We start from the raw sequence: 20122 nt of genomic DNA on the forward strand, positions 1-20122 counted from the left end.
ATTAGTGGTAGATCCCGGGTAACGCGACTCCAATCGGAAATCAATCAGTGATCTACCTGTGATCGAAGCATGCGCGCGGCCTCTTCCGGGAGCACGTCGTTGACGAAGGCGCCCATGGCCGACTCCGATCCTGCCAGGAACTTCAGCTTGCCGGGCGCCCGCCGGATGCTGAACAGCTCCAGGTGCAGATAGCCCAGCTCACGGTCCTGCCGCACCGGCGCCTGGTGCCAGGCGGAGATGTACGGCATCGCGACGTCGAACAGGCCGTCCAGGGCCCGCAGGACCGAGGTGTAGAGCGGCGCGAAGGCGGACCGCTCGGCCTCCGACAGCGCGGCCAGGTCCGGTACCTGCCGGTGCGGGTAGAGGTGCACCTCGAACGGCCAGCGGGCGGCGGCGGGCACGAAGGCCGTCCACAGCTCGTTCGCCGCCACCACCCGGGGCCCGGCCCGCTCGGCGTCGAGCACGTCGGCGTACAGGTTGCGGCCCTGATGCCGCTCGGCGTACCGGCGGGCGGCGGCGAGCTGCAGCTTGGTCCTGGGAGTCACGTACGGGTAGGCGTAGATCTGGCCGTGCGGGTGGAAGAGCGTGATGCCGATCTCCTCGCCGCGGTTCTCGAAGCAGAAGACCTGCTCCACGCCCTCGATCGCGGACAGCTCCGCCGTGCGGTCCGCCCAGGCCTCCATGACCAGCTCGACCTGCTCGTCGGAGAGCCGGGAGAAGGAGGAGGAGTGCTCGGCGGTGAAGCACACCACCTCACACCGTCCCAACCCCGGCCGGACCTCACTCAGCCCGCCCGCTTCCTCATAAGAGCCGATATTTCCGGAAAAGGACGGGAAGCGGTTCTCGAACACCACCACGTCGTAGTCGTGCGCCGGGATCTCCGACGACCGGGTGTCGGACGACGGGCAGAGCGGGCATTCGTCGGCCGGCGGCAGGAACGTACGCGTCTGCCGGTGCCCCGCCATCGCGATCCACTCTTCGGTCAGCGGGTCGTAGCGCAGCTCGGAGGCCACCGGCCGCGGCCCGAGGGGTCGCCGGTCGATCGCGCTCCGGTCGGCGTCGTCGCGCCGGTCGAAGTAGATCAGCTCCCGGCCGTCGGCCAGATGGGTGATGGTGCGCTTCACTGCGAGCCCTCCGCGATGATCAGTTCGCCGGCCCGTTCGGCCAGCTCCATACGTGCGTCCTCGGGCAGCCCCGCGTCGCTGATGACCACGTCGGCCTCGGTCAGCTCGGCGATGGTGCTGATGCCGATCGTGTTCCACTTGGTGTGGTCGGCCGGTACGACCAGCCGGTGCGCGGCGGTCACCAGCTCCCGGTCGGTCTCGGACTCGAGCAGGTTGGGCGTGGTGAACCCGGCCCGCGCGCTCATCCCGTGCACGCCCAGGAAGAGGGTGTCCACGTGCAGCCGGCGGATCGCCGCCACGGCCACCGGGCCGACCAGCGCGTCGGAGGGCGTGCGGACGCCGCCGGTGAGCACCACGGTCCGGTCGGCGCGGGGGTTGCGATGGAAGACGTCGGCGACCGGGACCGAGTTGGTGATCACCGTGAGCTCGGGCACTCCGATCAGGTGGTGGGCCAGCGCCCACGTCGTGGTGCCCGCCGAGAGCGCGACCGCGGTGCCCGGCCGCACGAGCCGGGCGGCGCGGCGGGCGATCAGCTCCTTCTCCTGCTGCTGGCGGGCGGACTTGGCGGTGAAGCCGGGCTCCTCGGTGGAGCCGGGGCCGAGCGCCGTCGCGCCGCCGTGCACCTTCTCCAGCAGCCCGCGTTCGGCGAGCACCTCAAGGTCGCGGCGGATGGTCATGTCGGAGACGCCGAGCTCGCGTACGAGATCGGCCACCCGGACGCCGCCGGCGCCGCGGACGCGTTCGAGAATCGCCTGTTGCCGCTGCTGTGCGAGCACGCCCCCGCTCCTTCCAACAGATTCCACCAAATTATGACACGCATATGTTGGGGAATGTTAGGTCATTGGATGGGCTTGTGCTTGACCGGCCCAGGAGAGACGTTGGAGGACGGCAAGCCGCACCCCGAGTCCGGGAGGGATGAGCCCATGGCCAGGCGCGCCCGTAAGGGCAAGGCACGCAGGAAGAAGAAGGCCAACCACGGCAAGCGCCCCACCGCGCGCTGACGGTTCACCCGCCCGCGGTGAGCTCCCTCACCACGGGCGGAACCTACCCCGGCAGCTCGCTGAGGGCCTCGTCGATGCGCTCCTGCGACAGCGTCAGATCCTCCATCCGGCCGGACAGGTAGCGGTCGTAGGCGCCCAGGTCGAAGTGGCCGTGGCCGCACAGCGCGGTGAGGATCACCTTGTCCTCGCCGCTCTCCTTGCAGCGCAACGCCTCGGCGATGGTCTCGGCCAGCGCGTGCGTGGGCTCCGGCGCGGGGACGATGCCCTCGGTGCGGGCGAACCGCACGCCCGCCTCGAAACACTCCGACTGCGACTTGGTGACCGCCTCGAACAGGCCCAGTTCGTACAGGTGCGACAGCAGCGGCGACATGCCGTGATAGCGCAGCCCGCCCGCGTGGATGGGGTCGGGCACGAAGTCGTGGCCCAGCGTGTGCATCTTCAGCAGCGGCGTGAGCCCCGCCGTGTCGCCGAAGTCGTAGGCGTAACGGCCCCGCGTGAACGAGGGGCAGGCGGCGGGCTCGACGGCGCGCAGCGTCGGATCGATCTTCCCGGCCAGCTTCTCGCGCAGGAACGGGAAGACCAGACCGGCGAAGTTCGAGCCGCCGCCGGTGCAGCCGATGATCACGTCGGGCATCTCGTCGAGCTGGGCCAGCGCCTCCTCGCCGATCACCGTCTGGTGCATGAGCACATGGTTCAGCACCGAGCCGAGCGCGTAACGGGTGTCGGCCTCGGCGGCGGCCACCTCGACCGCCTCACTGATCGCGATGCCCAGGCTGCCCGGCGAGTCGGGCTCCCCGGCCAGCACCTTGCTCCCCGCCATCGTCACCGGGGACGGGCTGGCGTGTACCGTCGCGCCGTACACCTGCATGAGCGAGCGTCGGTACGGCTTGTGCTCGTAGGAGGCCCGCACCATCCAGACCTGGCATTCCAGGCCGAACTGGGCACAGGCGAAGGCCAGCGCGCTGCCCCACTGTCCCGCGCCGGTCTCCGTGGTCAGGCCGCGCACGCCCTCGCGGGCGTTGTAGTAGGCCTGCGGCACGGCGGTGTTGGGCTTGTGCGAGCCCGCCGGGGAGCCGCCCTCGTACTTGTAGTAGATGCGGGCCGGCGTGCCGAGCGCCTTCTCCAGCCTGCGCGCCCGCAGCAGCGGAGTGGGCCGCCAGAGCCGGTAGACGTCGAGCACCTCCTGCGGAATGGCGACGAACCGCTCCTGGCTCACCTCCTGCCGGATGAGCTCCATGGGGAACAGAGGAGCCAGATCCTCCGGCCCCACCGGCTGCCTGGTGGCCGGGTGCAGCGGCGGCGGAGGCGGCGTGGGCAGGTCGGGAACGATGTTGTACCAGTGGCTGGGGATCATCGTCCCAGTCTGCGCCGGTCAGCGGCCGGGTTCCAGGCTCGCGGCCAGGTGTCGCGGTGTCACCGTGCGACCTTGACCGCCAGCCGATGCGGATGATCCGCCCGCACCACCACATCCGCGACATCCGCCGGCCGCACCTCCCGCTCATACCGCTCGTACGCGGGCAGCCGCCACCGCTCGTCCGCCGCCGTCCGCCGCGCCAGCGCCCCCGCCGACAACCACAGATGTACGCTCACCTCGATCGGCAACCCTCTGCCCAGCAGCAGCGTCCCGTCGAGCAGCAACACCCCACCGGCGGGCAACGTCTCGTACGGCACCCGGAACGCCCGATCCACCCGGCTGTCCCACAGCGCGGGCAGCACCTTGCCCGACCGCCCCGGATCGAGCGGCTCCAGCACCTCCCGCGCCAGCGCCGCCGTGTCGAGCCACTCGTCGTAGAACACGTCCGGATCGGTCCGCCCGTACTCCAGCCGCAGCGAGGCGGGCCGCAGGAAGTCGGTCGCGGACACCCGCAACACCGTCCGCCCCCGCACCCGCAGCGGCGTGACCAGCCGATCGGCCAGCTTCCCGGGCTCCGCCGCGGCCGCCCCGTCCACGGCCACCCGCACCCAGGCGTCCCGAGGCCGGCCCGAGATCGACTCGGCCAGCTCGTCGACCAGCGATTCCATGGAGATCGCTCGTGCCCGCACCCCTGTGAGCCTACGAGCCGCGAATCCGGTACGGACGCGCGCGGATGCGAAAGGCCAGGCTCCCATGGGGATGACCTGGCCTTTCGTGCCGAGAGCGGACGACGGGAATCGAACCCGCGTAGCTAGTTTGGAAGACTAGGGCTCTACCATTGAGCTACGTCCGCGCGAACCGGTCGAACTCTGGACTAGACTTCATCCGGTCGTCAGGGCGTAAGCGTACCGGAGTCCCGGAGCGTGTGCGTAACCGACGTAACGGGGCGTGGCGCAGCTTGGCAGCGCGCTTGCTTTGGGAGCAAGAAGTCGCAGGTTCAAATCCTGTCGCCCCGACTTGCCTGACCAGCACGAAGGCCACTCACCCTGATGGGGAGTGGCCTTCTGAGTGACTAAGTGAGTGACTACGGCTCCGCGCGGCCCTCGAAGATGCGGTCCATGGCCACGGCACCGGCCTGAAGGACGGGCCGGATCTGCTTGCGGTAGACGGCCTCGGTCACGGCCGTGCTGCTGTGGCCGACGAGCCGGGAGATCTCCTCCAGCGGGATGCCGTTGTCCGAGAGCAGCGAGACGAAGCTGTGGCGCAGTTCGCGGGGCGTCCACTCGGCGGGGTTCAGGCCCTTGGCATCCCTGATGACGACGCGGAAGGCACGCCGGACGTTCGAGGCGTCCAGCTCCGTACCGGCCGACGAGGCGAACACCAGTCCTCCGATGGTCCAGGAGTCTCCCTGCTCGCGGCGCTGGTCCTTCCGATGTAGCCGGAGCACCTCCACGCAGCGCCGAGGCAGGGCGAGCGTGCGCCGGGACTTCTGTGTCTTCGTGTCCCCGCCCGCACGGACCGACCGCCACACCGCCACATGCGGAGGCACGGGCGGGACGGCCTTCGGATCTCCTTCCAGATCGACGTGGTCCCACGTCAGAGCCCTGAGCTCCTCCGTGCGCGCACCGGTGAGCAGGGACACCACGACGTAGGCGTACAGCCGTGTTCCGTCCGCAGCCTTGAGTACGGCGTCCGCCTGGGCGAACGTCAGCGCTTTGGACGGGCGACCCGCCTTTCCCACGGGCACTGAACACAGCTCCACCACGTTCCGTTTGACCTTGTCGCGGGCCATCGCCCGTTTGAGGGCGCGATTCAGGCAGGACCGAATGATCTGCAAGGTACGGGTGCTGAGCGTCTTCGCCTTGTCCGCCAACCACCTGTCCACGTCCTCGGCGCTGAGGTCGCGGAGCTTGCGCTTGCCCAGGGCGGGGATGACGTGCTTCCGGCACAGGATCGTGTAGGACTCCACCGTTCGCGGATCGCGACCGTTCAGGCCGTAGGCCAGCCAATCGTTCACGGCCCGTTCGACGGTGTAGTCCCCGGGAGCGATGGCGAGCCCATCCTCGTAGTCCCGGACGATCTCTTTGAGCTTGTCCTTGGCGGCGGTCTTGGTCTTGCCGCTGGCCTTCTTGACAATGCGTTTCCCGGCAGGCGTGTAGCCCACCGTGAGCGAGGCGATCCAGCGTTGCCGGTCCTCGTCCCAGTGGAGGCCGCCGTCCCCACGGCTTCGGCGCTTGGTCATGACGCCTCCTGCTGCAACAGGGCGATGTACTCGCGGAGGGCGCTGGCCGGGATCAGGCGGCAGCGGCCCTGTTTGACCGAGCGGAGGCGGCCGGAGCGTAGCTGCTCGTAGATCACGCTGCGGCTCATGCGGAGCTTCAGCATGGCGTCAGGAACGCGGTAGAGCTGGACGTCATCGGCCATGCTTGCCTCCTTCGTTGATCGTGGCGGCCAGGGCGGACTCGCCGGGTGTGAAGCCTTGTCCGGCGTATTTCCAGTGGGCGAGTACGAGGGTGCTGGTTGGGTCGTAGGGCAGGCGTTGCAGTTCTTGGGCTTCGCGGTATTCCAGGCGGACGCGGCGTAGGGCGGTCAGGGTGGTGGAGTAGGCGCGGCTTTTGGTGGAGAAGTGGCCTCGGAAGCCGAGCATGTGGGCCCATTGGCGTAGGCGGAGCGGGGCCAGGATCGGGTGGGTGTCGGGGTTGCCGAGGTCCCAGGCGGTGCGGATCAGGCGGGCGGCGTGGTCGGTGACGCCGTGGGTGTGCAGGCGGGTGAGGTCGTGGTGGGTGACGCGGTGGTCCAGGGTGCCGGAGGTTTCGGCGGCTTTGGTGGCGTACTTGGCGATGTAGCCCGCGACGGCGGCCTCGGACAGGGCATCGGCGTCGAGGCCGGCTGATTGGATCGGGCGGACGTCGATGGTGCCCCAGGTGAGTGGTTGCCCGGTCTCCGGGGCGGGCAGGCGGACGGCCTTGGCGGCGGAGGTGATGGCGGTGGTGAGCAGGTCGAGGGTGGCCCAGGCAGGCGGTGCGGTGAGGGTGTCGTCGTTGCGGCCGTCGAGGCGGATGACGGCGTGGAAGTGGACGACGCCCCTTGCTTGGTATTCGGCGACCTTGGCGAAGGACAGGCGGGTGGTGCGGGCGAACTCCTTGCGGGTCAGGCCGGTGGCGGCGGCCAGGTGCTGGCGGAGGTAGACGGTGAAGCGGTGCCACAGGGCGGCGGCGTGGGCGTTCCACAGGACGTGGCTGGGGTGGTCGTAGGTGTCGGGGTCGAGCGGTTGGCCGATGGTCGGGTCTCCCTTCTGGTGGCGGGTGAAGCAGGACGGGCCGGTCCGGCGCGGATGGCAGAGGTTCAGCGTGCCGTCCTTGTCGGGGCCTCGGTGGACGGGGCCGAAGGACGGGGCGGTCAGGGTGGCGAGGACTCGCGGGTGGGTTCGGACGATCTCCGGGACTCCCTTGGTTCCGCCGAGCAGGCCCGCGCGGATGAGGTGGAAGGTGTCTTGGCGGTAGGTCTCGGCGCAGGCCGGGCAGCGTGAGGCGCGGCGGTTGCCGCAGCGGATCAGGAGTTGGCCGTGTGGTTCGTCGCGGGTGGTGTAGGTGTGCAGAAGTTCGCCGGTGGTGCCGTGCAGGGTGGTGGACTCGCCGGTGAGGCGGATCGGGTCGGTGCAGCCGCGGAGTCGGTCGACCTGGTGCAGCCAGCGGGTGACGTCGTGGTTGGAGCGGCGGGCCAGGTCCCGGATGACGGGGCCGATGAGGTCGCCGAGTGGGGCGGGTGTTTCGGTCACTGAGCCTCCTCTCCGCTGCCTTCGCAGCACGGGCGGTAGGGGGTGATCAGGTGGTGGGCGTGGACGGAGCCGTATCCGTCACATTCCGGGCAGGGCCGGTGGCGCATACTGGAGGTCCTTCGTTGAGTGCGGAGGGTGACGCCCCACGGGGACGGCGGGCTGCCAGGCTTGAGCCGTCCCGTGGTGGCGTCGTCGCGGTTAGTTCTGGTTGTCGATGCCGGTGCCGGAGCAGTCACGGCAGGTGTCGTCGTCGTACAGGCCGGTGCCGTTGCAGGTGGCACAGACGTAGAACCAGATCATTCGGGTTCACCTCCTTGTGGTGTGCAGGGACAGGGCTCGTCCGGTGTGGTGGTGTCGCAGTCGGCGGGGTCGCCGTCGAAGTCGCAGCCGTAGCGCGCGCAGCAGGTGCAGAACGGGCACGGTAAGCGGGTCACGGGTGGGCGCCGCAGCAGTCCAGGCACAGGGCCCAGGTATCGATGCGGATGGTGTTCTTGCCCCGGCCGAGGATCTCGAAGGTCTCCACCTGTCCTTCGCCCTGGCAGGTCTGGCAGACGGGCTTCTTGGTACGGCTGCGCTTGGTGGTCATCGGGTGCCCTTTCCACGGCAGGTGGGGCAGGTCTCGGTGGTCTCGATGACGAGGGTCTGGCCGGTGGGGTGCGGGTGGCTGCGGTAGGCGATGATGGTGCCGGAGCCGAGGCAGCGGAGGCAGTAGGGCTGTTTCATGCCGGGCCTTGTTGCTTGCCGATCCAGGCGACGCGGTTGCCGCTGGCGTGGCCGATGGCGGCCAGGACGTGGGCGAGGTTGGTGGTGTCCAGGCCGGTGATGGCGGGGCCGAGTTCGACCGGTAGGCCGTCAGCCAGGGAGAGGGCGATGCGCAGGATGGCGGCCTCGGAGCCGGAGCAGGGCATGCAGCCTCGGTTGAGCGCGAGGTGTGCGGCCCGCCAGTCGATGACCGCGTATGGGACGCGGGTGTAGGTGGCGGTGACGTAGTCGATGGCGTAGCGGCGGAACTCCCTGTGGGTCAGCCAGACGTCGTGACGGATGAGCAGCTCGACGGCGGCTTCCAGGGCGTAGGAGCCTCGGGCCCAGGCGCGGGCGGCTTCGGTCAGCTCGTTCGGGGTGGGGTTGGTCATGTGACGGGTTCCCTTCTGATCTGGGTGAGCAGGTCTGTGGCCAGGTCGGCGGAGACGTGCATGCGGGTGGCGAGGTGTTCGCCGGTGATGGGGCGGTGGTGGGTGGCCTGGTGGTCGTCGGCCAGGCGGCGGGCGTAGGTCAGAAGTGCCGGCGACGGCCCGTGCTCGGCCGGGTGAGGTGCGGCGGCGTCCAGTGCGGGGACGTCGGAGGCGACCAGCTCGACGGTTTCGGCCGTACTGGCGTTGTCCTCGGTCGTCGGCTTTTCATCGGGCTTGGGTGAGCGGTGGGCGGCGCGGCGCTCCAACATGGAGACCGCGACGAGGAAGGCCACGGCCGGGGTGGCGGCGGTGATCCAGCCCCACACGCTCGGGTGTGCGGTGGCCAGGTTGGCGGCAAGGGTGAGCACGATGCCGCCGGTCAGCACGAGCGCGGGCCACGAGATGACGCGCCTTTGGTGGCGGCCGGTGCGCTTGTCGCGTTGGAGTTCGCGGGCGGCCATCACGCACATCAGGTCGATGCACACGGCGACCGCCCAGGACTGCCAGCCGCGTTGCCCGTGCCGGGCGGCCAGGTCGCTGATGTGGGTGAAGGAGCCGACAGCGGCGATCACCGCCAGGACCAGGACGGGGCCGGTGTCGAGCAACCGGGCGCGGATACGGCCCATGAGGGCACCTCCCTTCGGTTTCGGGCATGGGTGGGGTAAGGACTCGGCGCGATGCGCCGGGGCTGTGGCGGGCGGGGTGGTTAGGTGGGTTCGCCTTCGCGGGCCAGGGCTTCGAGGTCGGCGTCCGTGACGGTCACGGTGTCGGTGCCGGTGAGCAGGTCGGCCCAGGCGGGTGTGAGTTCGGCGTTGGCGTGGGCGGCGGCCTCGGCGACTTCTTCGCTGACGTAGACCGAGCGGGCGCGGTACCAGCGGCCGTCATCGGCGACGACGACGGCGGTGCCGGGCATGTTCGCCGGGATCTGCCGGGCGGCGTCCAGGGCGGCCGGGTCGGTGTCGCCGAGGGTCATGGTGGCGGTTTCGGGGTCGTTGACGCGGTGGCAGACGCGTCCGGACAGTTGGGAGCGCAGGGCGGTGACGCCGGGGCCGAGGTCGGAGCCGACCCTCTGGCCGCAGACGAACAGGTAGAGGCCGAACGCGCGGCCGAGCTGGGCCAACCTGAGGAGCGCGGTGGCGGTGGAGGCGATCTCGTCCTTCTCGCCCTTGTGCGCCATCAGGAACAGCTCGGCCACCTCGTCGACCAGGACCACGACCGGGGTCGGGCGCAGGTTCTCGGGGAGTTTCCAGATGTTGCGGGTCTTGTTCGCCCGGCACAGGGCCATGCGGGTTTTGACCAGGCAGATCAGGTCGTTGAGCAGGCCGACGCATTCGGTGCGTTCGGTGGCGATGGCTGACAGGCGCGGCCCGTAGGCGGTCAGCTCGACGCCGCCCTTGAGGTCGAAGCCGACCAGCGCGACAGGCTGCGCGGACAGGCCGGTGATCAGTGCGTTGAGCAGGGTGGACTTACCCGACTGGGTCGCGCCGGTGTTGAGCCAGTGCGGCACCGTACGGAAGTCGACCACCCACGGCGCGCCGGTCTCCAGCAGCCCGACCCGCACCCGCAGCAGCCCTTCGGACAGGACCGGGATGCGGACCTCGGACAGTGGATCGCCTCGGGTGGCCAGCAGCGTGACACGGCCGGGCCGGGAGGAGATGAGCCGGACGGAGTGCACGCGCCAGGCGTGCGCGAGGTTGGACAGCCGGGCGCTGTAGTCATCCGGGGTCTGGCCGTCCATGAGCTTGACGTTGAGCCGGAAGCCGAGACGGCAGGGGCGGATGATGCCCAGCCGGGGCGGCTTGTCGATCTGGACGCGGCGGACCTTGCGCCGCTGCGACAGGGCGATCGTGGCGTGACCCACGACCGGCAGGCCGTCCAGGGTGTAGCGCCAGCGGCGCCGCTGGCGGGTGAGCGTGCAACCGAGGGCGACGTTGCCCCAGGTGACGTAGACGTGCAGCGTCTTGAGCGGGTAGCCGACCATGAGCCAGAACGAGGCGGGATGCAGCCTGCGCCACACCAGCAGGACCGTGCAGACCGAGGCCACCGTGATGGCCAGCGGGATCAGCCAGTCGGACATATGTGGAACGTTCCTTTCGAAGTATCGAAAAGGGGACGAGACCCGGGAGCGGGCGGACAGCTGCCAGGCGATGCGCCCGCTCCAGGGGTGTACCGGCGGCTAAGCCGCCTTCGGTGTGGCCACCGTGATGGTCTCGGCGCGAAAGCCGAGACCGGAGCGGCCGTTCATGGACCAGAAGAACGCCGCCAGGCCGACCGGCCGGACCTGCACGCCCTCGGGGATCTGCGGGAACGTCACGCTCGGGAACGTCACCACGATCACCGGGTTGCGCCGGTCGTCGTTCGGCTTGGGCAGTAGCGGGATCGTGTAGAGCTCCCGCCCTTCGGCGTCTCGCTTCACTTCGCCGGTGGCGCGGTCCACGATCTTGGGCTCGGGCTCACCGGCGACGATGAAGGCCATGTTGGTGATGTCGACGGGGATGTTGCGCATGGTGAACTCCCCTGAAAGTTGCCTAACTTGGCTAGGCATCTCTGCTGACGAGTTCATGTTGCCCAGCATGGCTAGCCATGTCAAGCATGTGTGAGTAACTGGACTAGGCAACCTAGAAGAACTAGGCTGATTTGCGTGATGAGTCTCGATCCTGACGACCCCCGCCCGCCGTACCAGCAGGTCGCCAACGCCTTGCGCGCCGCGATCCTGACCAAGAAGTTCGAGCCGGGGGAGAAGCTCCCCTCAGGCCACGACTTGGCGAAGACGTACGGCGTGGCGCGCATGACCATCCAGCAGGCCATCCGCTTGCTCCGCGACGAGGGCCTGGTCGTCTCCCGGCAAGGCAGCGGCGTGTTCGTCCGCGAGCGCACCGAACGGCCCGTCGAGCTCCGCCCGCACATCGAACGGGCCTTTGAGGAGCCGAACGTCTCCATCGACTTCGCCGGCTTCTCCGGCGAGACGCTCAACGGGATGCTTCAAGAGCCCCTAGACAAGATCCGGCTAGGACGGCTCACACCTGAGACCATCAGCATCCGGATCCTGGTCCCCGACATGGAACACCCCATGTCCCTGCCGTGCCGAGCCGAAGACCTCAGCGACGATCCGGTGATCCGCACCCGCGCCCTGCGCATCCAGCAGCGCAGCACCCAGGCCATCGCCGACGCCGTCCACGAGCTGGCCGACCTCGGACTCGTCAAGAGCGCCACCGTCCACGTACGCGCCCACCAGACCGCGCCCGCGTTCAAGTTCTACGTGATCAACCGCGAGCGGGTGTTCTTCGGCTTTTACCCCGTCGTCAAACACACCGTGCGCATCAAGGGCGAGCCGCACGAGCTGTACGACGTCATGGGCAAGGACGCGCTGCTCTTCCACTACGAGATCACCGAAGACCCCGCATCGATGGCCTCGCAGTACGTCACCGAGACCCGCCGCTGGTTCGACAGCATGTGGACCACCATCAGCCGCGAGGTCGACCTATGACCCCCGCCCAAGTCCTCCGCGAAGCCGATGCCGTGCTGCTCGACTTCGATGGGCCCGTGTGCAGCATCTTCTCCGGGTTGCCCGCGTCCGTGGTCGCCTCCCGACTCAAGGAGCTGCTCGTCAGGGAGGGGGTACGACTGCCGCAGGACGTTGAGGCACTGGACGACCCGCTCAAGGTGCTGCGCCGTACCGCTGACATCGCGCCCGAGGTGGTCGACAAGGTCGAGACCACGCTCATGGCCAACGAAGTCGAGGCAGCGACCTGCGCCGCGATCACACCGGGCGTTCGCGAGTTCCTCGCAGCATGCGCAGTGGCCGGCAAGCCGGTCGCCATCGTGAGCAACAACTCCGAGCCCGCCATCGAGACCTTCCTCGCCCTGGCGGACCTGGGGGAGTGGGTCACCGCGGTTTCCGGGCGTCCCATCGGAGAGCCGGAACAGATGAAGCCGCATCCGCAATCGACGCTACGCGCATGCAAGGCGCTGGGAGTTGAGCCTGCACGGGCCGTACTGATCGGAGACTCCGACTTCGACATGCAAGCCGCAAGTAGCGCAGGAATCCGCAGCATCGCCTACGCCAATGAGCAGGGGAAGGCCGAGAGCCTCACACAGGCTGGAGCCGATGCGGTGACCCGCAGCATGGCCGAGCTTGCGGAGCAGCGGTAACGACGCCCAACCGACAGGCAGATAGGGCGGTCCATGATTCATACCTTCCCTACGTCATCAAGCCGCCGCCCGATGGGCGGCGGGCGGCTGGGCGGTCCGGGCGGGCGTGCGGCCTCTCCGGGCCGGTCCCGCCCGGCCGCCCCGCCGCACATGCGGAACGCTGGCTTACGACAGAGCAGATATCAATTGGGCCTCACGGGATCACGTTCCCATCTCACATACTGGTGACAGGTTGCTCTCAAGGATGGGACGTCATGCTGAAGAGCCTGAGGAAGCTGAGCCTGAGGAAGCTGAGCCTGAGGAAGCTGAGCCTGAGGAAGCTGAGCCTGAGGAAGACGATTCATTATCAACCTCTGGAGAATTTCCTGACAGTTCGCGCACGGAAGGTGCTGAGCCTGGCTGCGAAGGAAGCCAGCGCTCGTGGCCACGACCGTGTCACTGCCGGTCACCTCTTGGAGGGCCTGGCTCGCTTGAACGACGGCGTAGCCGTCATGACGCTAAGCAGCCTTGGAATCGATGTCGACGTAACGCGCTCCCGCGCAGCAGGTGCGGATCTCAGCCGTATCACCGATCTCGCTCGCCAGGAGGCCGCCGAACTCGGGCACCGGTACATTGGCACCGAACATCTGCTACTCGGCCTCATTCATGAGGATGCCGAAGTATTTGGCGTAAGCCTCCAGCAGGCGCGCGCACAGGTCATCAAGGTCCTCCACGGCGACGCCCCGTGAACTGCATCAGTGCAGTCGAGCACGTACTGCTTCGTCGCCTGCGCGGAGGGACTCGGACAGCTGACTTCGAAGTGAGTTGAGGCCGTGACGATCGCTGACTTCGGTACTCGTTGTACGGGGTCGGGGCGATCGGCTGCCGCGGACCGACTCCGTCGGTCCTTGCCACCGGATCAGAAGGCTGGCCCAACGTGCCATCGAAGCCCGGATCGTTGAGACCTGGTCGGCAGACTGCGGGCCAGGATGAGCCGACCCTCTCAAGCACTGCGGTGTGGGTGACCAACTGGGTGACGATCGAGGCGTACGAGCGCGGACGTTCACGGACTTACTCTGACTGTTTTCCCAGGTAAGGGCGCGTTCCGAGCCTTGTCCAGCTCACGATCAAGTGGCTTTGGGAGCAAGAAGTCGCAGGTTCAAATCCTGTCGCCCCGACCAGCCAAAAGAGGCCCCCTGCCGAAACGGGAGGGGGCTTCTGCTTGTCTATGACGCCTGGAGCGTTCCAGAGATACGATCCATGGCCACAGCCCTCGACTGGACCACAGGACGGATCTGCTTCCGGTAGACGGCTTCGGTCGTCGCCGTGCTGCTGTGGCCGACCAGGCGGGAGATCTCTTCGAGCGGTAGCCCGTTGTCAGAGGGCAGGGACACGAAGCTGTACCGCAGCTCTCGGAGTGTTCACTCCTTCGGGTTCATCCCGTCCGCGTTGCGAGCGTTCTCCTGGATTTCCTGGTCTTGGTGTCACCGCTGGCTCGTACAGAGCGCCATACGGCGACGTACGGCGGGAGAGGCGGGCTCGCATGGGCGTCCCCGGTGAGGTCCACGTGGTCCCACCTGAGCGCTCTCAGTTCCTCCGTCCGAGCACCGGTGAGGAGGGAGACGACGATGTAGGCGTGCATGGTTGAGCCTTCGGCGGCGGCCACGGCCGTGGCGAGTGACAGCCAGGACTTGCCGACCTTGGGCGGACCGGCCAGCAGGTGGTGAAGGGACAGGGTAAGTCGATCAACGTGGTTGGGGCAGGAGTGCCAGGCCGGTCTCGCAGAGGTGTGCATCTCCTGGTGAGCGGCGTGGTCTGCCGACCCGCGACGAGTAGGCTGATCGTTCGTCATCGGACGGGGGAGGCCGGCGTGGACTATGGCGACAAGCTCTTCTGGCTCTCGGTTGTGATTCAACGCAAGTACGCGCAGATCTGCGCCGAGTTCGACCTGACCCCCTCGCAGGCCACGCTGCTCTGCGCGGTCAGGAACGAGCCGCGGCAGATGGCTGAACTCGCCGCGTCGTTGGGTATGACCAAGAACGCGTTGAGCCAGCTGGTCGATCGCACCGCGCGGCGCGAGTTGGTCGGCCGGGCAAGCTCGGCGCAGGACCGACGGGTCGTCATGCTCAGTGTGACGCCCACGGGGAAGGTACTCGCCGAGGCCGTTTACGCCGAGGTCGCCAAGCGCCTGCCCGAGATCGCGAGGAACCTCGACGCCGACGACCAGCGCGACTTCGAACGCGTGGCCACCGCCATCGTGGACACCTCGGACCTCTCTTCGCCCACCTCGAACCAACCCATCACACCGTGAGGTCCCGCTACACCCGCACTTTGACGTAGTTCATGCCATGAACTAGTTTCGTTCATGGCGTGAACTAGTGAAGGGTGATAGCGATGAGCACACAGACGACCGGCACGATCGCAGTCTTCGGCGCGACGGGGCAACAGGGCGGGGCGGTGGTCGACGCGCTGCTGGACCACAAGGCGCGGGTGCGGGCTTTGGTCCGTAACCCGCAGTCCGACCGGGCTCAGGCGCTGGCCGCCCGCGGCGTCGAGCTGGCGGCCATCCGGGCCGACGACCCGGCGTCGCTGGCCGCCGCGCTGGCGACCGTCGAGGGGTTCTCCTTCATGACCCCGGAGGCGAACAGCCTCGAAGAGGTCGAGGCGGAGATCCGCATCGGTACCGCGCTCGTCGACGCGGCGGTCGAGGCGGGCGTCCCGCACGTCGTGTTCAACTCGGTCTTCGGAGCGGACCGGGAGTCGGGTGTGCCGCAGCACGACTCGAAGCACTGGATCGAGGAGCACCTGAGGAAGTCCGGCCTGAGGGCCACGATGGTTCGCGCGACCGCCTTCATGGAGAACTTCGCGAGCGTGATGGCACCGAGCCTGGAGCATGGGGAGATCGTGCTGAGGCTGCCGCTGCCGGAGGACGTCGCCCTGAAGATGATCTCGGTCAGTGACATCGGCCGGGTCGCCGCCGCGCTCCTGCTCGACACCGCGGAGGCGCCCGGCGGAGCCGTCGAGCTCGTCGGCGACGAGCTGACGGGCCCTCAGATCGCCGCGGCGTTCGGCGCGCGCGCCGGGCTCCCGGCACGGTACGAGGCCCTCCCGTTGAGCGTGCTTCCCAACGACCTCGACAAGGCGATGTTCCGCGAGTTCGCGAAGGCGACGGAATATCCTTCGGACCTCGCGGCGGTGCGCTCGATCGAGCCGGCCACCCTGGACCTGGTCGGGTGGATCCGAGCTACCGGCTGGACCGCGCCCACAAACGTGGTTGGTTCCTGAGCCTCCGGCTGCGATGAACGCCCCGCGATCGTGCCCACGGTCTCGGCGCTCTGGGCACGGCGACGTATCCGCCAACGGTTGAAGTAGTCACGAAGCTCCCGGGGCGTGCCCGAGGCCGACACCGGCACACTGGTTGTCGAGAGGTCGCCGCGCCGCTGAGGCCTTGTTTCCGTCTGGCCAGAGGCGGATCAACTTCATTGACATATGGTCGGCTACCTCAGATGCGCGCTGGACGCGATGGGAAGCTCACACCCCCTGGTGTTGCAGCGCTTCTCCGTGCGAAGGACGTCCTGGAGGGCGTGTACAGCTCGATCGGTGCTGGTAGTGGCCTACCGCGCCGCTTGCCACCTGCTTGTCGTTCTGCTTGACAATCGCGGTGAATGATCCCGTGGATCACCTGGTGTACGAGCGCCCCCCTGGACGACGTCCTCGCCGTTTACGGCGGAGGCCGGAACCTGATGACAGCCGCCACGTTCGACGAGACCGCGCACTTTCATCTCGACGAGGGAATACCGCTACTCAGGCAGGTGTGTGCCTGGACGTCGGCTGGAGTGACCACGGCCCAGCGATGATCACCTACAGAGAGGAAGGGGCAGGTCGTGGTGTCCTTCGACGGCATCGCGTGGGATTACGACGCCACGCCCGACCAGGAGACGGTGGAACGCTGGATGAGCACCACGCCTGGTGAGCTGAAGGGGTGGCAGACCGATTACGGTACGGCGTCCCTGATGACGGCAGAGGCCATCATGGGCGCGCCCATGGATGAGCAGTGGCCGGCGCGAGAACATACCTGCATAACGCGCAATAGGGCCTGCACGGGGTAGCCCTGCTTGCCGTTCTGCTTGACGATCGGAGGCCATTCAACGGATTCGGGGGCCCTTCTGAGCGACTGACTGAGCGACTACGGCTCCATGCGGCCCGCGAGATGCGGTTTCTATGACGTTGTAGCCGGAGAAGTGCTGTTGGGTTGTGGTGAGCAGGCTGACGTGTCGCGGAAGCGCGGCCCGCCCGGGGCCGATCAGGGCTTCCGACTTCGGCGGAACACATCCGGCCGGACAGGGCGGGAAGGCGGTCGCTCGACGGCTCCGCGATCGGCCAGGCCCTGAAGTTCACCACGTCGTAGGCCTCCAGGACGACAGGTGCGAGGAGGTTCGCCCGCAGGTGGGAGATTGAGGGAGTCAGCGGATCCGCCGACATGGGAGCGCCGTCGAGCTCAACGGATGCCATCGCTTGACGGCAGGCATTCGGCGAGCAGGCACGGTACGTCCCACCGGGGGCAGGGGTTGAAAGCCACCTCAGCGTGAGCCGGTCTTCTTGCCGCACACCTTGGGAAGGCCGCATACCTTCTTCGCCATTTTTCTGGCCTGACCGGTGCTCTCCTTCTGCGCTCCTCGGCCCCTGCCGTTGGCGGTGTAGAGGAACAGGGCGGCGCCTCGACGGCTGACGACCGCCAGGTCGTCGGCCTTGGCCAGGCGCCTGCCGTGCGCGTCGTAGTCGTAACCCGCCACCGACAGGGCCTCGTCTCCGACGCGCAACGGCTTGCCCACGTAGCCGAACTGGTCGCGCTTCACCACCGCCGGCTTCGAGCACCTGGCCAGATCTGCCCGGAGCTTACGGAAGGCGGCCTGGGCGGATCTCGCATCCCTGTACAGGACGAGCTGTTCGCTGACGCCCGAGGGTGCGCTGGTGAGGTAGGTGATGGTGCGCATCGCCACCCGGCCGTCGCGGGGTTTCCCTTTCGAGCGGCAGGGAATGAATTCGAGCCGGCGCGACAGGTTGTCGCTGATCTCCCACCACTCCTCGTCCTTGACGACCGATCCCTCAGCGGCTGCGCGCTCGGTCAGCAGGAAATGCTCAGGAATCTTGGTGGCGGTGGTGGCGTGGGCGATGCTCGTTCCTGCCAGAACCGAGCCGATCACCAACGCCACGGTCGTCGTCTGCTTGATCACGAATCATGAGATGCGCGACCTTTACGGATAGTTCGCATATCGGCCCGCCGTGATGCGATACAGCGACTTCTTGGGGGAGTGATGGGTTTTTGAGGGCTTATGCCCTGCCTACTCTGAGAGGAGATGGCCCGAGGAGGACCCATGACCAAGTTCATCGACGTCCATCACGGCATGGTCGGCATCACTGCGGACCAGCTCCGGGAGGCGCACGAAGCCGACCTCGCGATCCAGGGCGAGGAGGGCGTGACCTTCGAGCGCGCCTGGGCCGACCCCGATCAGGGCTTCGTCTGCTGCCTGTCGGAGGGGCCCAGCGCCGAGGCGGTCCAGCGCATCCACGAGAGGGCCGGCCACCCGGCCGACGAGGTCCACCCTGTGCCGTTGACCGTCTGACCGGCAACCAGGGCGTGGCGCGCGTCGGCCGGAAACGCGGAAGGATGCACCCATGATGCGTGTTTCCTCGACGGTCGCCGTCGCTGCGGCAGTGTCGCTGTTCGCCGCCTTCATGGTCTCTTCGACGACCCTCGTGGCGGTCTTCTGCGTGTTCAGCCTGTTGTGTCTGGTCGCGTGGTTTTTCCTGGAACGCCGCGGCGACTGACCGGCCGGGCCGAACAGGGCGGTGGTTTTACGGTTCGGTCCGAAACAGCGCCCACACGGCCTTGCCGCCGTGCGTCAGCGGGTCCCAGCCCCAGCACTGGCTGTACGTCTCGACGATGTAGAGGCCGCGCCCGTTCTCGGAGATGAAGTCCGGCTCCTTGGGGCGGGGCACGTCGTCGCTGGGGTCGGCCACGGCCAGCAGCACGTGCGGCACCACCCGCATCAGCAGCAGGGTGATCTCGCGCCGGCCCCGGGCGTACATCGCGTACCTGACGGCGTTCGTCACGAGCTCCGACACCACGAGCGCCGCGTCGTCGCCGAGCTCCGGCAGGCCCCAGCCGCGGAGGGTGGAGCGCGTCACGTCCCTGGCGGTCTTGACCGAATCGGCCTGAAAGGGCAGGGGGCACGAGGTGGTGTACGGCTTCCCCGAGGTCAGCAGGTGGTCGAAGCCGAACTCCCGGGTGATCTGCAGGCAGTCGGCAGTGGCCAAAGGGTCCTCCACCATCCCGCCCGTACCTCCCAGTTTCCGTCTGAGTTCGTGCATGTTTCGCCCAAAATGCACTAGCCCATCATGGGACACCATCAGGTGTCGCTGCAAGACCCAAATGCACGTGCATGTGCAATGTGCAGCCGCATGAGCGGTAACTGGTTACGTATCCGAATCGGACACCAGGTTGAGACCTTGTCATACCCAGCGATGTGGTGTCACTGTGTGTGCGGACCTTGATAGGAGGCAACGTGACGCAGAACCAGCCGGGCTCCGGGCCGACGGCGTTGCGCATCCTCCTCGGCTCCCAGCTTCGCCGGTTGCGCGAAAGCAGGGGAGTCACCCGCGAGGAGGCGGGTCACCTCATCAGAGGCTCCGAATCCAAGATCAGCCGCATGGAGCTCGGCCGGGTCGGATTCAAGGAGCGCGACGTGGCCGACCTGCTCACGCTCTACGGAGTCGTCGACGACCAAGCCCGCGCCGCCGTGCTCGACCTGGTCGTCACGGCCAACGAGCCCGGCTGGTGGCACCGCTTCAACGACATCCTGCCCACCTGGTTCCAGGCGTACGTCGGCCTCGAGGAGGCGGCGGCCCGGATCAGGACGTACGAGGTCCAGTTCGTGCCGGGGCTCCTGCAGACCAAGGAGTACGCGCGCGCCGTCGTCACGGCGGGATCCGCCGGGATCGGCCCCGAGGAGATCTCCCGGCGGGTCGACCTGCGCCTGGAACGCCAGCGCGTGTTCGACAAACCCGACGGCCCGGTCTTCTGGGCGGTCATCGACGAGGCGGCGCTGCGCCGCCCCATCGGCGGCGCCGAGGTCATGCGGGCCCAGCTCGAACACCTCGCCGAGTTGATGCGCCAGCCGAACATCACGATCCAGATCATGCCGTTCAGCTTCGGCGGCCACAGTGCCGAGGGCGGCGCGTTCAGCATCCTGCGCTTCCCCGATCACGACCTGCCCGACGTGATCTACGTCGAGCAGCTCGCCAGCGCCCTCTACCTGGACAAGCGCGAGGACGTGGACCGTTACACCGAGGTGATGGAGCGGCTGTGCGCCGTCAGCACCACCCCGGATGAGACCGTCGAGCTGCTGCGCGCCATCGCGGAAGAGTTCTGAGAGCTGCCGCGCCTGCCCTAGACTGACAGACGGCGCTTGGATCCCGCCGTGGCGGAGCATGCCCAGCGCAGATCACGTGGGCGCGGCGCCCGAGCCGTAATCGAATGGACGTGCCCGCGATCACTCGAA

Annotated in this window: 26 protein-coding genes and 2 tRNA genes; 11 read left to right on the forward strand and 17 right to left on the reverse strand. The window is 68.0% G+C overall.

Annotated elements, in window-relative coordinates; genetic code table 11:
• Positions 1-44: 44 nt before the first annotated feature.
• The gene (galT, locus tag ACIBQX_RS46760) at positions 45-1124 is read right to left on the reverse strand and encodes a galactose-1-phosphate uridylyltransferase (RefSeq protein ID WP_397016573.1); all 1080 of its coding nucleotides are present in this window, start codon (positions 1122-1124) and stop codon (positions 45-47) included.
• A complete protein-coding gene (locus tag ACIBQX_RS46765; protein WP_397016575.1) occupies positions 1121-1900 on the reverse strand; it encodes a DeoR/GlpR family DNA-binding transcription regulator in 780 nt (259 codons plus the stop codon). Before ACIBQX_RS46765 ends, galT begins: the two co-directional genes overlap by 4 nt.
• Before the next feature lie 102 nt (positions 1901-2002).
• Here ACIBQX_RS46765 and ACIBQX_RS46770 point away from each other — a divergent pair, with 102 nt between their 5' ends.
• On the forward strand, positions 2003-2125 hold the full coding sequence (locus ACIBQX_RS46770; RefSeq protein ID WP_397016577.1) for a 50S ribosomal protein bL37: 123 nt from the start codon (positions 2003-2005) through the stop codon (positions 2123-2125).
• A 43-nt stretch (positions 2126-2168) separates the two neighbouring features.
• Here ACIBQX_RS46770 and ACIBQX_RS46775 read toward each other — a convergent pair whose 3' ends face one another.
• The 3 genes from ACIBQX_RS46775 to ACIBQX_RS46785 form a co-directional block, all read right to left on the reverse strand.
• A complete protein-coding gene (locus ACIBQX_RS46775; RefSeq protein WP_397016579.1) occupies positions 2169-3479 on the reverse strand; it encodes a TrpB-like pyridoxal phosphate-dependent enzyme in 1311 nt (436 codons plus the stop codon).
• A gap of 59 nt (positions 3480-3538) precedes the next feature.
• Entirely contained in the window at positions 3539-4168 is a 630-nt protein-coding gene (locus ACIBQX_RS46780; RefSeq protein WP_397016581.1) for a uridine kinase, read from the reverse strand.
• Positions 4169-4261: 93 nt separating this feature from the next.
• Positions 4262-4332, reverse strand: a tRNA-Gly gene (locus ACIBQX_RS46785).
• Between the two features lie 89 nt (positions 4333-4421).
• On the opposite strand from ACIBQX_RS46785, the gene ACIBQX_RS46790 reads away from it, so the two are divergent.
• Positions 4422-4495, forward strand: a tRNA-Pro gene (locus ACIBQX_RS46790).
• Between the two features lie 68 nt (positions 4496-4563).
• Here the strand turns inward: ACIBQX_RS46790 and ACIBQX_RS46795 are convergent.
• The 9 genes from ACIBQX_RS46795 to ACIBQX_RS46835 form a co-directional block, all read right to left on the reverse strand.
• Positions 4564-5721: a tyrosine-type recombinase/integrase gene (locus ACIBQX_RS46795; RefSeq protein ID WP_397016583.1), complete on the reverse strand. Its 1158-nt coding sequence runs from the start codon at positions 5719-5721 to the stop codon at positions 4564-4566.
• Complete coding sequence (locus ACIBQX_RS46800) at positions 5718-5903, reverse strand: helix-turn-helix domain-containing protein (protein WP_364950568.1); 186 nt, start codon at positions 5901-5903, stop codon at positions 5718-5720. The genes ACIBQX_RS46795 and ACIBQX_RS46800 overlap by 4 nt, the downstream gene beginning before the upstream one ends.
• Positions 5893-7257 (reverse strand): replication initiator, encoded by a 1365-nt coding sequence (locus ACIBQX_RS46805; protein WP_397016585.1) that lies wholly within the window; start codon positions 7255-7257, stop codon positions 5893-5895. Before ACIBQX_RS46805 ends, ACIBQX_RS46800 begins: the two co-directional genes overlap by 11 nt.
• Positions 7258-7687: 430 nt before the next feature.
• On the reverse strand, positions 7688-7843 hold the full coding sequence (locus tag ACIBQX_RS46810) for a hypothetical protein (protein WP_397016587.1): 156 nt from the start codon (positions 7841-7843) through the stop codon (positions 7688-7690).
• A complete protein-coding gene (locus ACIBQX_RS46815; protein ID WP_397016589.1) occupies positions 7840-7980 on the reverse strand; it encodes a hypothetical protein in 141 nt (46 codons plus the stop codon). Before ACIBQX_RS46815 ends, ACIBQX_RS46810 begins: the two co-directional genes overlap by 4 nt.
• Entirely contained in the window at positions 7977-8390 is a 414-nt protein-coding gene (locus tag ACIBQX_RS46820) for a hypothetical protein (RefSeq protein ID WP_397016591.1), read from the reverse strand. The genes ACIBQX_RS46815 and ACIBQX_RS46820 overlap by 4 nt, the downstream gene beginning before the upstream one ends.
• Positions 8387-9055 carry a DUF2637 domain-containing protein gene (locus ACIBQX_RS46825; RefSeq protein WP_397016593.1) on the reverse strand — a complete coding sequence of 223 codons (669 nt, stop codon included), beginning with the start codon at positions 9053-9055 and terminating at the stop codon, positions 8387-8389. Before ACIBQX_RS46825 ends, ACIBQX_RS46820 begins: the two co-directional genes overlap by 4 nt.
• A gap of 80 nt (positions 9056-9135) precedes the next feature.
• Entirely contained in the window at positions 9136-10506 is a 1371-nt protein-coding gene (locus ACIBQX_RS46830; protein WP_397016595.1) for an FtsK/SpoIIIE domain-containing protein, read from the reverse strand.
• Positions 10507-10605: 99 nt separating this feature from the next.
• Complete coding sequence (locus ACIBQX_RS46835) at positions 10606-10935, reverse strand: hypothetical protein (protein WP_397016597.1); 330 nt, start codon at positions 10933-10935, stop codon at positions 10606-10608.
• 138 nt (positions 10936-11073) lie between these two features.
• On the opposite strand from ACIBQX_RS46835, the gene ACIBQX_RS46840 reads away from it, so the two are divergent.
• From ACIBQX_RS46840 to ACIBQX_RS46850, 3 genes are all read left to right on the forward strand, one after another.
• Positions 11074-11916 carry a GntR family transcriptional regulator gene (locus ACIBQX_RS46840; protein WP_397016599.1) on the forward strand — a complete coding sequence of 281 codons (843 nt, stop codon included), beginning with the start codon at positions 11074-11076 and terminating at the stop codon, positions 11914-11916.
• Positions 11913-12581 (forward strand): HAD family hydrolase, encoded by a 669-nt coding sequence (locus tag ACIBQX_RS46845; RefSeq protein ID WP_397016601.1) that lies wholly within the window; start codon positions 11913-11915, stop codon positions 12579-12581. Before ACIBQX_RS46840 ends, ACIBQX_RS46845 begins: the two co-directional genes overlap by 4 nt.
• A 254-nt stretch (positions 12582-12835) precedes the next feature.
• Positions 12836-13309, forward strand: a complete 474-nt coding sequence (locus ACIBQX_RS46850; RefSeq protein WP_397016603.1) for a Clp protease N-terminal domain-containing protein — start codon at positions 12836-12838, stop codon at positions 13307-13309.
• Positions 13310-13995: 686 nt separating this feature from the next.
• Here the strand turns inward: ACIBQX_RS46850 and ACIBQX_RS46855 are convergent.
• On the reverse strand, positions 13996-14355 hold the full coding sequence (locus tag ACIBQX_RS46855) for a hypothetical protein (RefSeq protein ID WP_397016605.1): 360 nt from the start codon (positions 14353-14355) through the stop codon (positions 13996-13998).
• A 75-nt stretch (positions 14356-14430) separates the two neighbouring features.
• On the opposite strand from ACIBQX_RS46855, the gene ACIBQX_RS46860 reads away from it, so the two are divergent.
• The 3 genes from ACIBQX_RS46860 to ACIBQX_RS46870 all read left to right on the forward strand — a co-directional run bounded on the left by ACIBQX_RS46860 (position 14431) and on the right by ACIBQX_RS46870 (position 16669).
• A complete protein-coding gene (locus ACIBQX_RS46860) occupies positions 14431-14871 on the forward strand; it encodes a MarR family winged helix-turn-helix transcriptional regulator (RefSeq protein ID WP_397016607.1) in 441 nt (146 codons plus the stop codon).
• A gap of 83 nt (positions 14872-14954) precedes the next feature.
• The gene (locus ACIBQX_RS46865; protein ID WP_397016609.1) at positions 14955-15845 is read left to right on the forward strand and encodes an NmrA/HSCARG family protein; all 891 of its coding nucleotides are present in this window, start codon (positions 14955-14957) and stop codon (positions 15843-15845) included.
• Positions 15846-16444: 599 nt separating this feature from the next.
• Entirely contained in the window at positions 16445-16669 is a 225-nt protein-coding gene (locus ACIBQX_RS46870; protein WP_397016611.1) for a hypothetical protein, read from the forward strand.
• Between the two features lie 471 nt (positions 16670-17140).
• Here ACIBQX_RS46870 and ACIBQX_RS46875 read toward each other — a convergent pair whose 3' ends face one another.
• On the reverse strand, positions 17141-17794 hold the full coding sequence (locus ACIBQX_RS46875) for a hypothetical protein (protein WP_397016613.1): 654 nt from the start codon (positions 17792-17794) through the stop codon (positions 17141-17143).
• 141 nt (positions 17795-17935) lie between these two features.
• On the opposite strand from ACIBQX_RS46875, the gene ACIBQX_RS46880 reads away from it, so the two are divergent.
• The gene (locus ACIBQX_RS46880; protein ID WP_397016615.1) at positions 17936-18184 is read left to right on the forward strand and encodes an SCO4226 family nickel-binding protein; all 249 of its coding nucleotides are present in this window, start codon (positions 17936-17938) and stop codon (positions 18182-18184) included.
• Positions 18185-18236: 52 nt separating this feature from the next.
• Positions 18237-18389 carry a hypothetical protein gene (locus ACIBQX_RS46885; RefSeq protein ID WP_397016616.1) on the forward strand — a complete coding sequence of 51 codons (153 nt, stop codon included), beginning with the start codon at positions 18237-18239 and terminating at the stop codon, positions 18387-18389.
• A gap of 27 nt (positions 18390-18416) precedes the next feature.
• On the opposite strand, the gene ACIBQX_RS46890 is transcribed toward ACIBQX_RS46885, so the two are convergent.
• Positions 18417-18878 carry an ATP-binding protein gene (locus ACIBQX_RS46890; RefSeq protein WP_397016618.1) on the reverse strand — a complete coding sequence of 154 codons (462 nt, stop codon included), beginning with the start codon at positions 18876-18878 and terminating at the stop codon, positions 18417-18419.
• Positions 18879-19126: 248 nt separating this feature from the next.
• Between ACIBQX_RS46890 and ACIBQX_RS46895 the strand changes: the two genes are divergently transcribed.
• Positions 19127-19993 carry a helix-turn-helix domain-containing protein gene (locus ACIBQX_RS46895; RefSeq protein ID WP_397016620.1) on the forward strand — a complete coding sequence of 289 codons (867 nt, stop codon included), beginning with the start codon at positions 19127-19129 and terminating at the stop codon, positions 19991-19993.
• Positions 19994-20122: the final 129 nt, after the last annotated feature.

Source organism: Nonomuraea sp. NPDC049714 (assembly GCF_044465295.1).
Taxonomy (GTDB): domain Bacteria; phylum Actinomycetota; class Actinomycetes; order Streptosporangiales; family Streptosporangiaceae; genus Nonomuraea.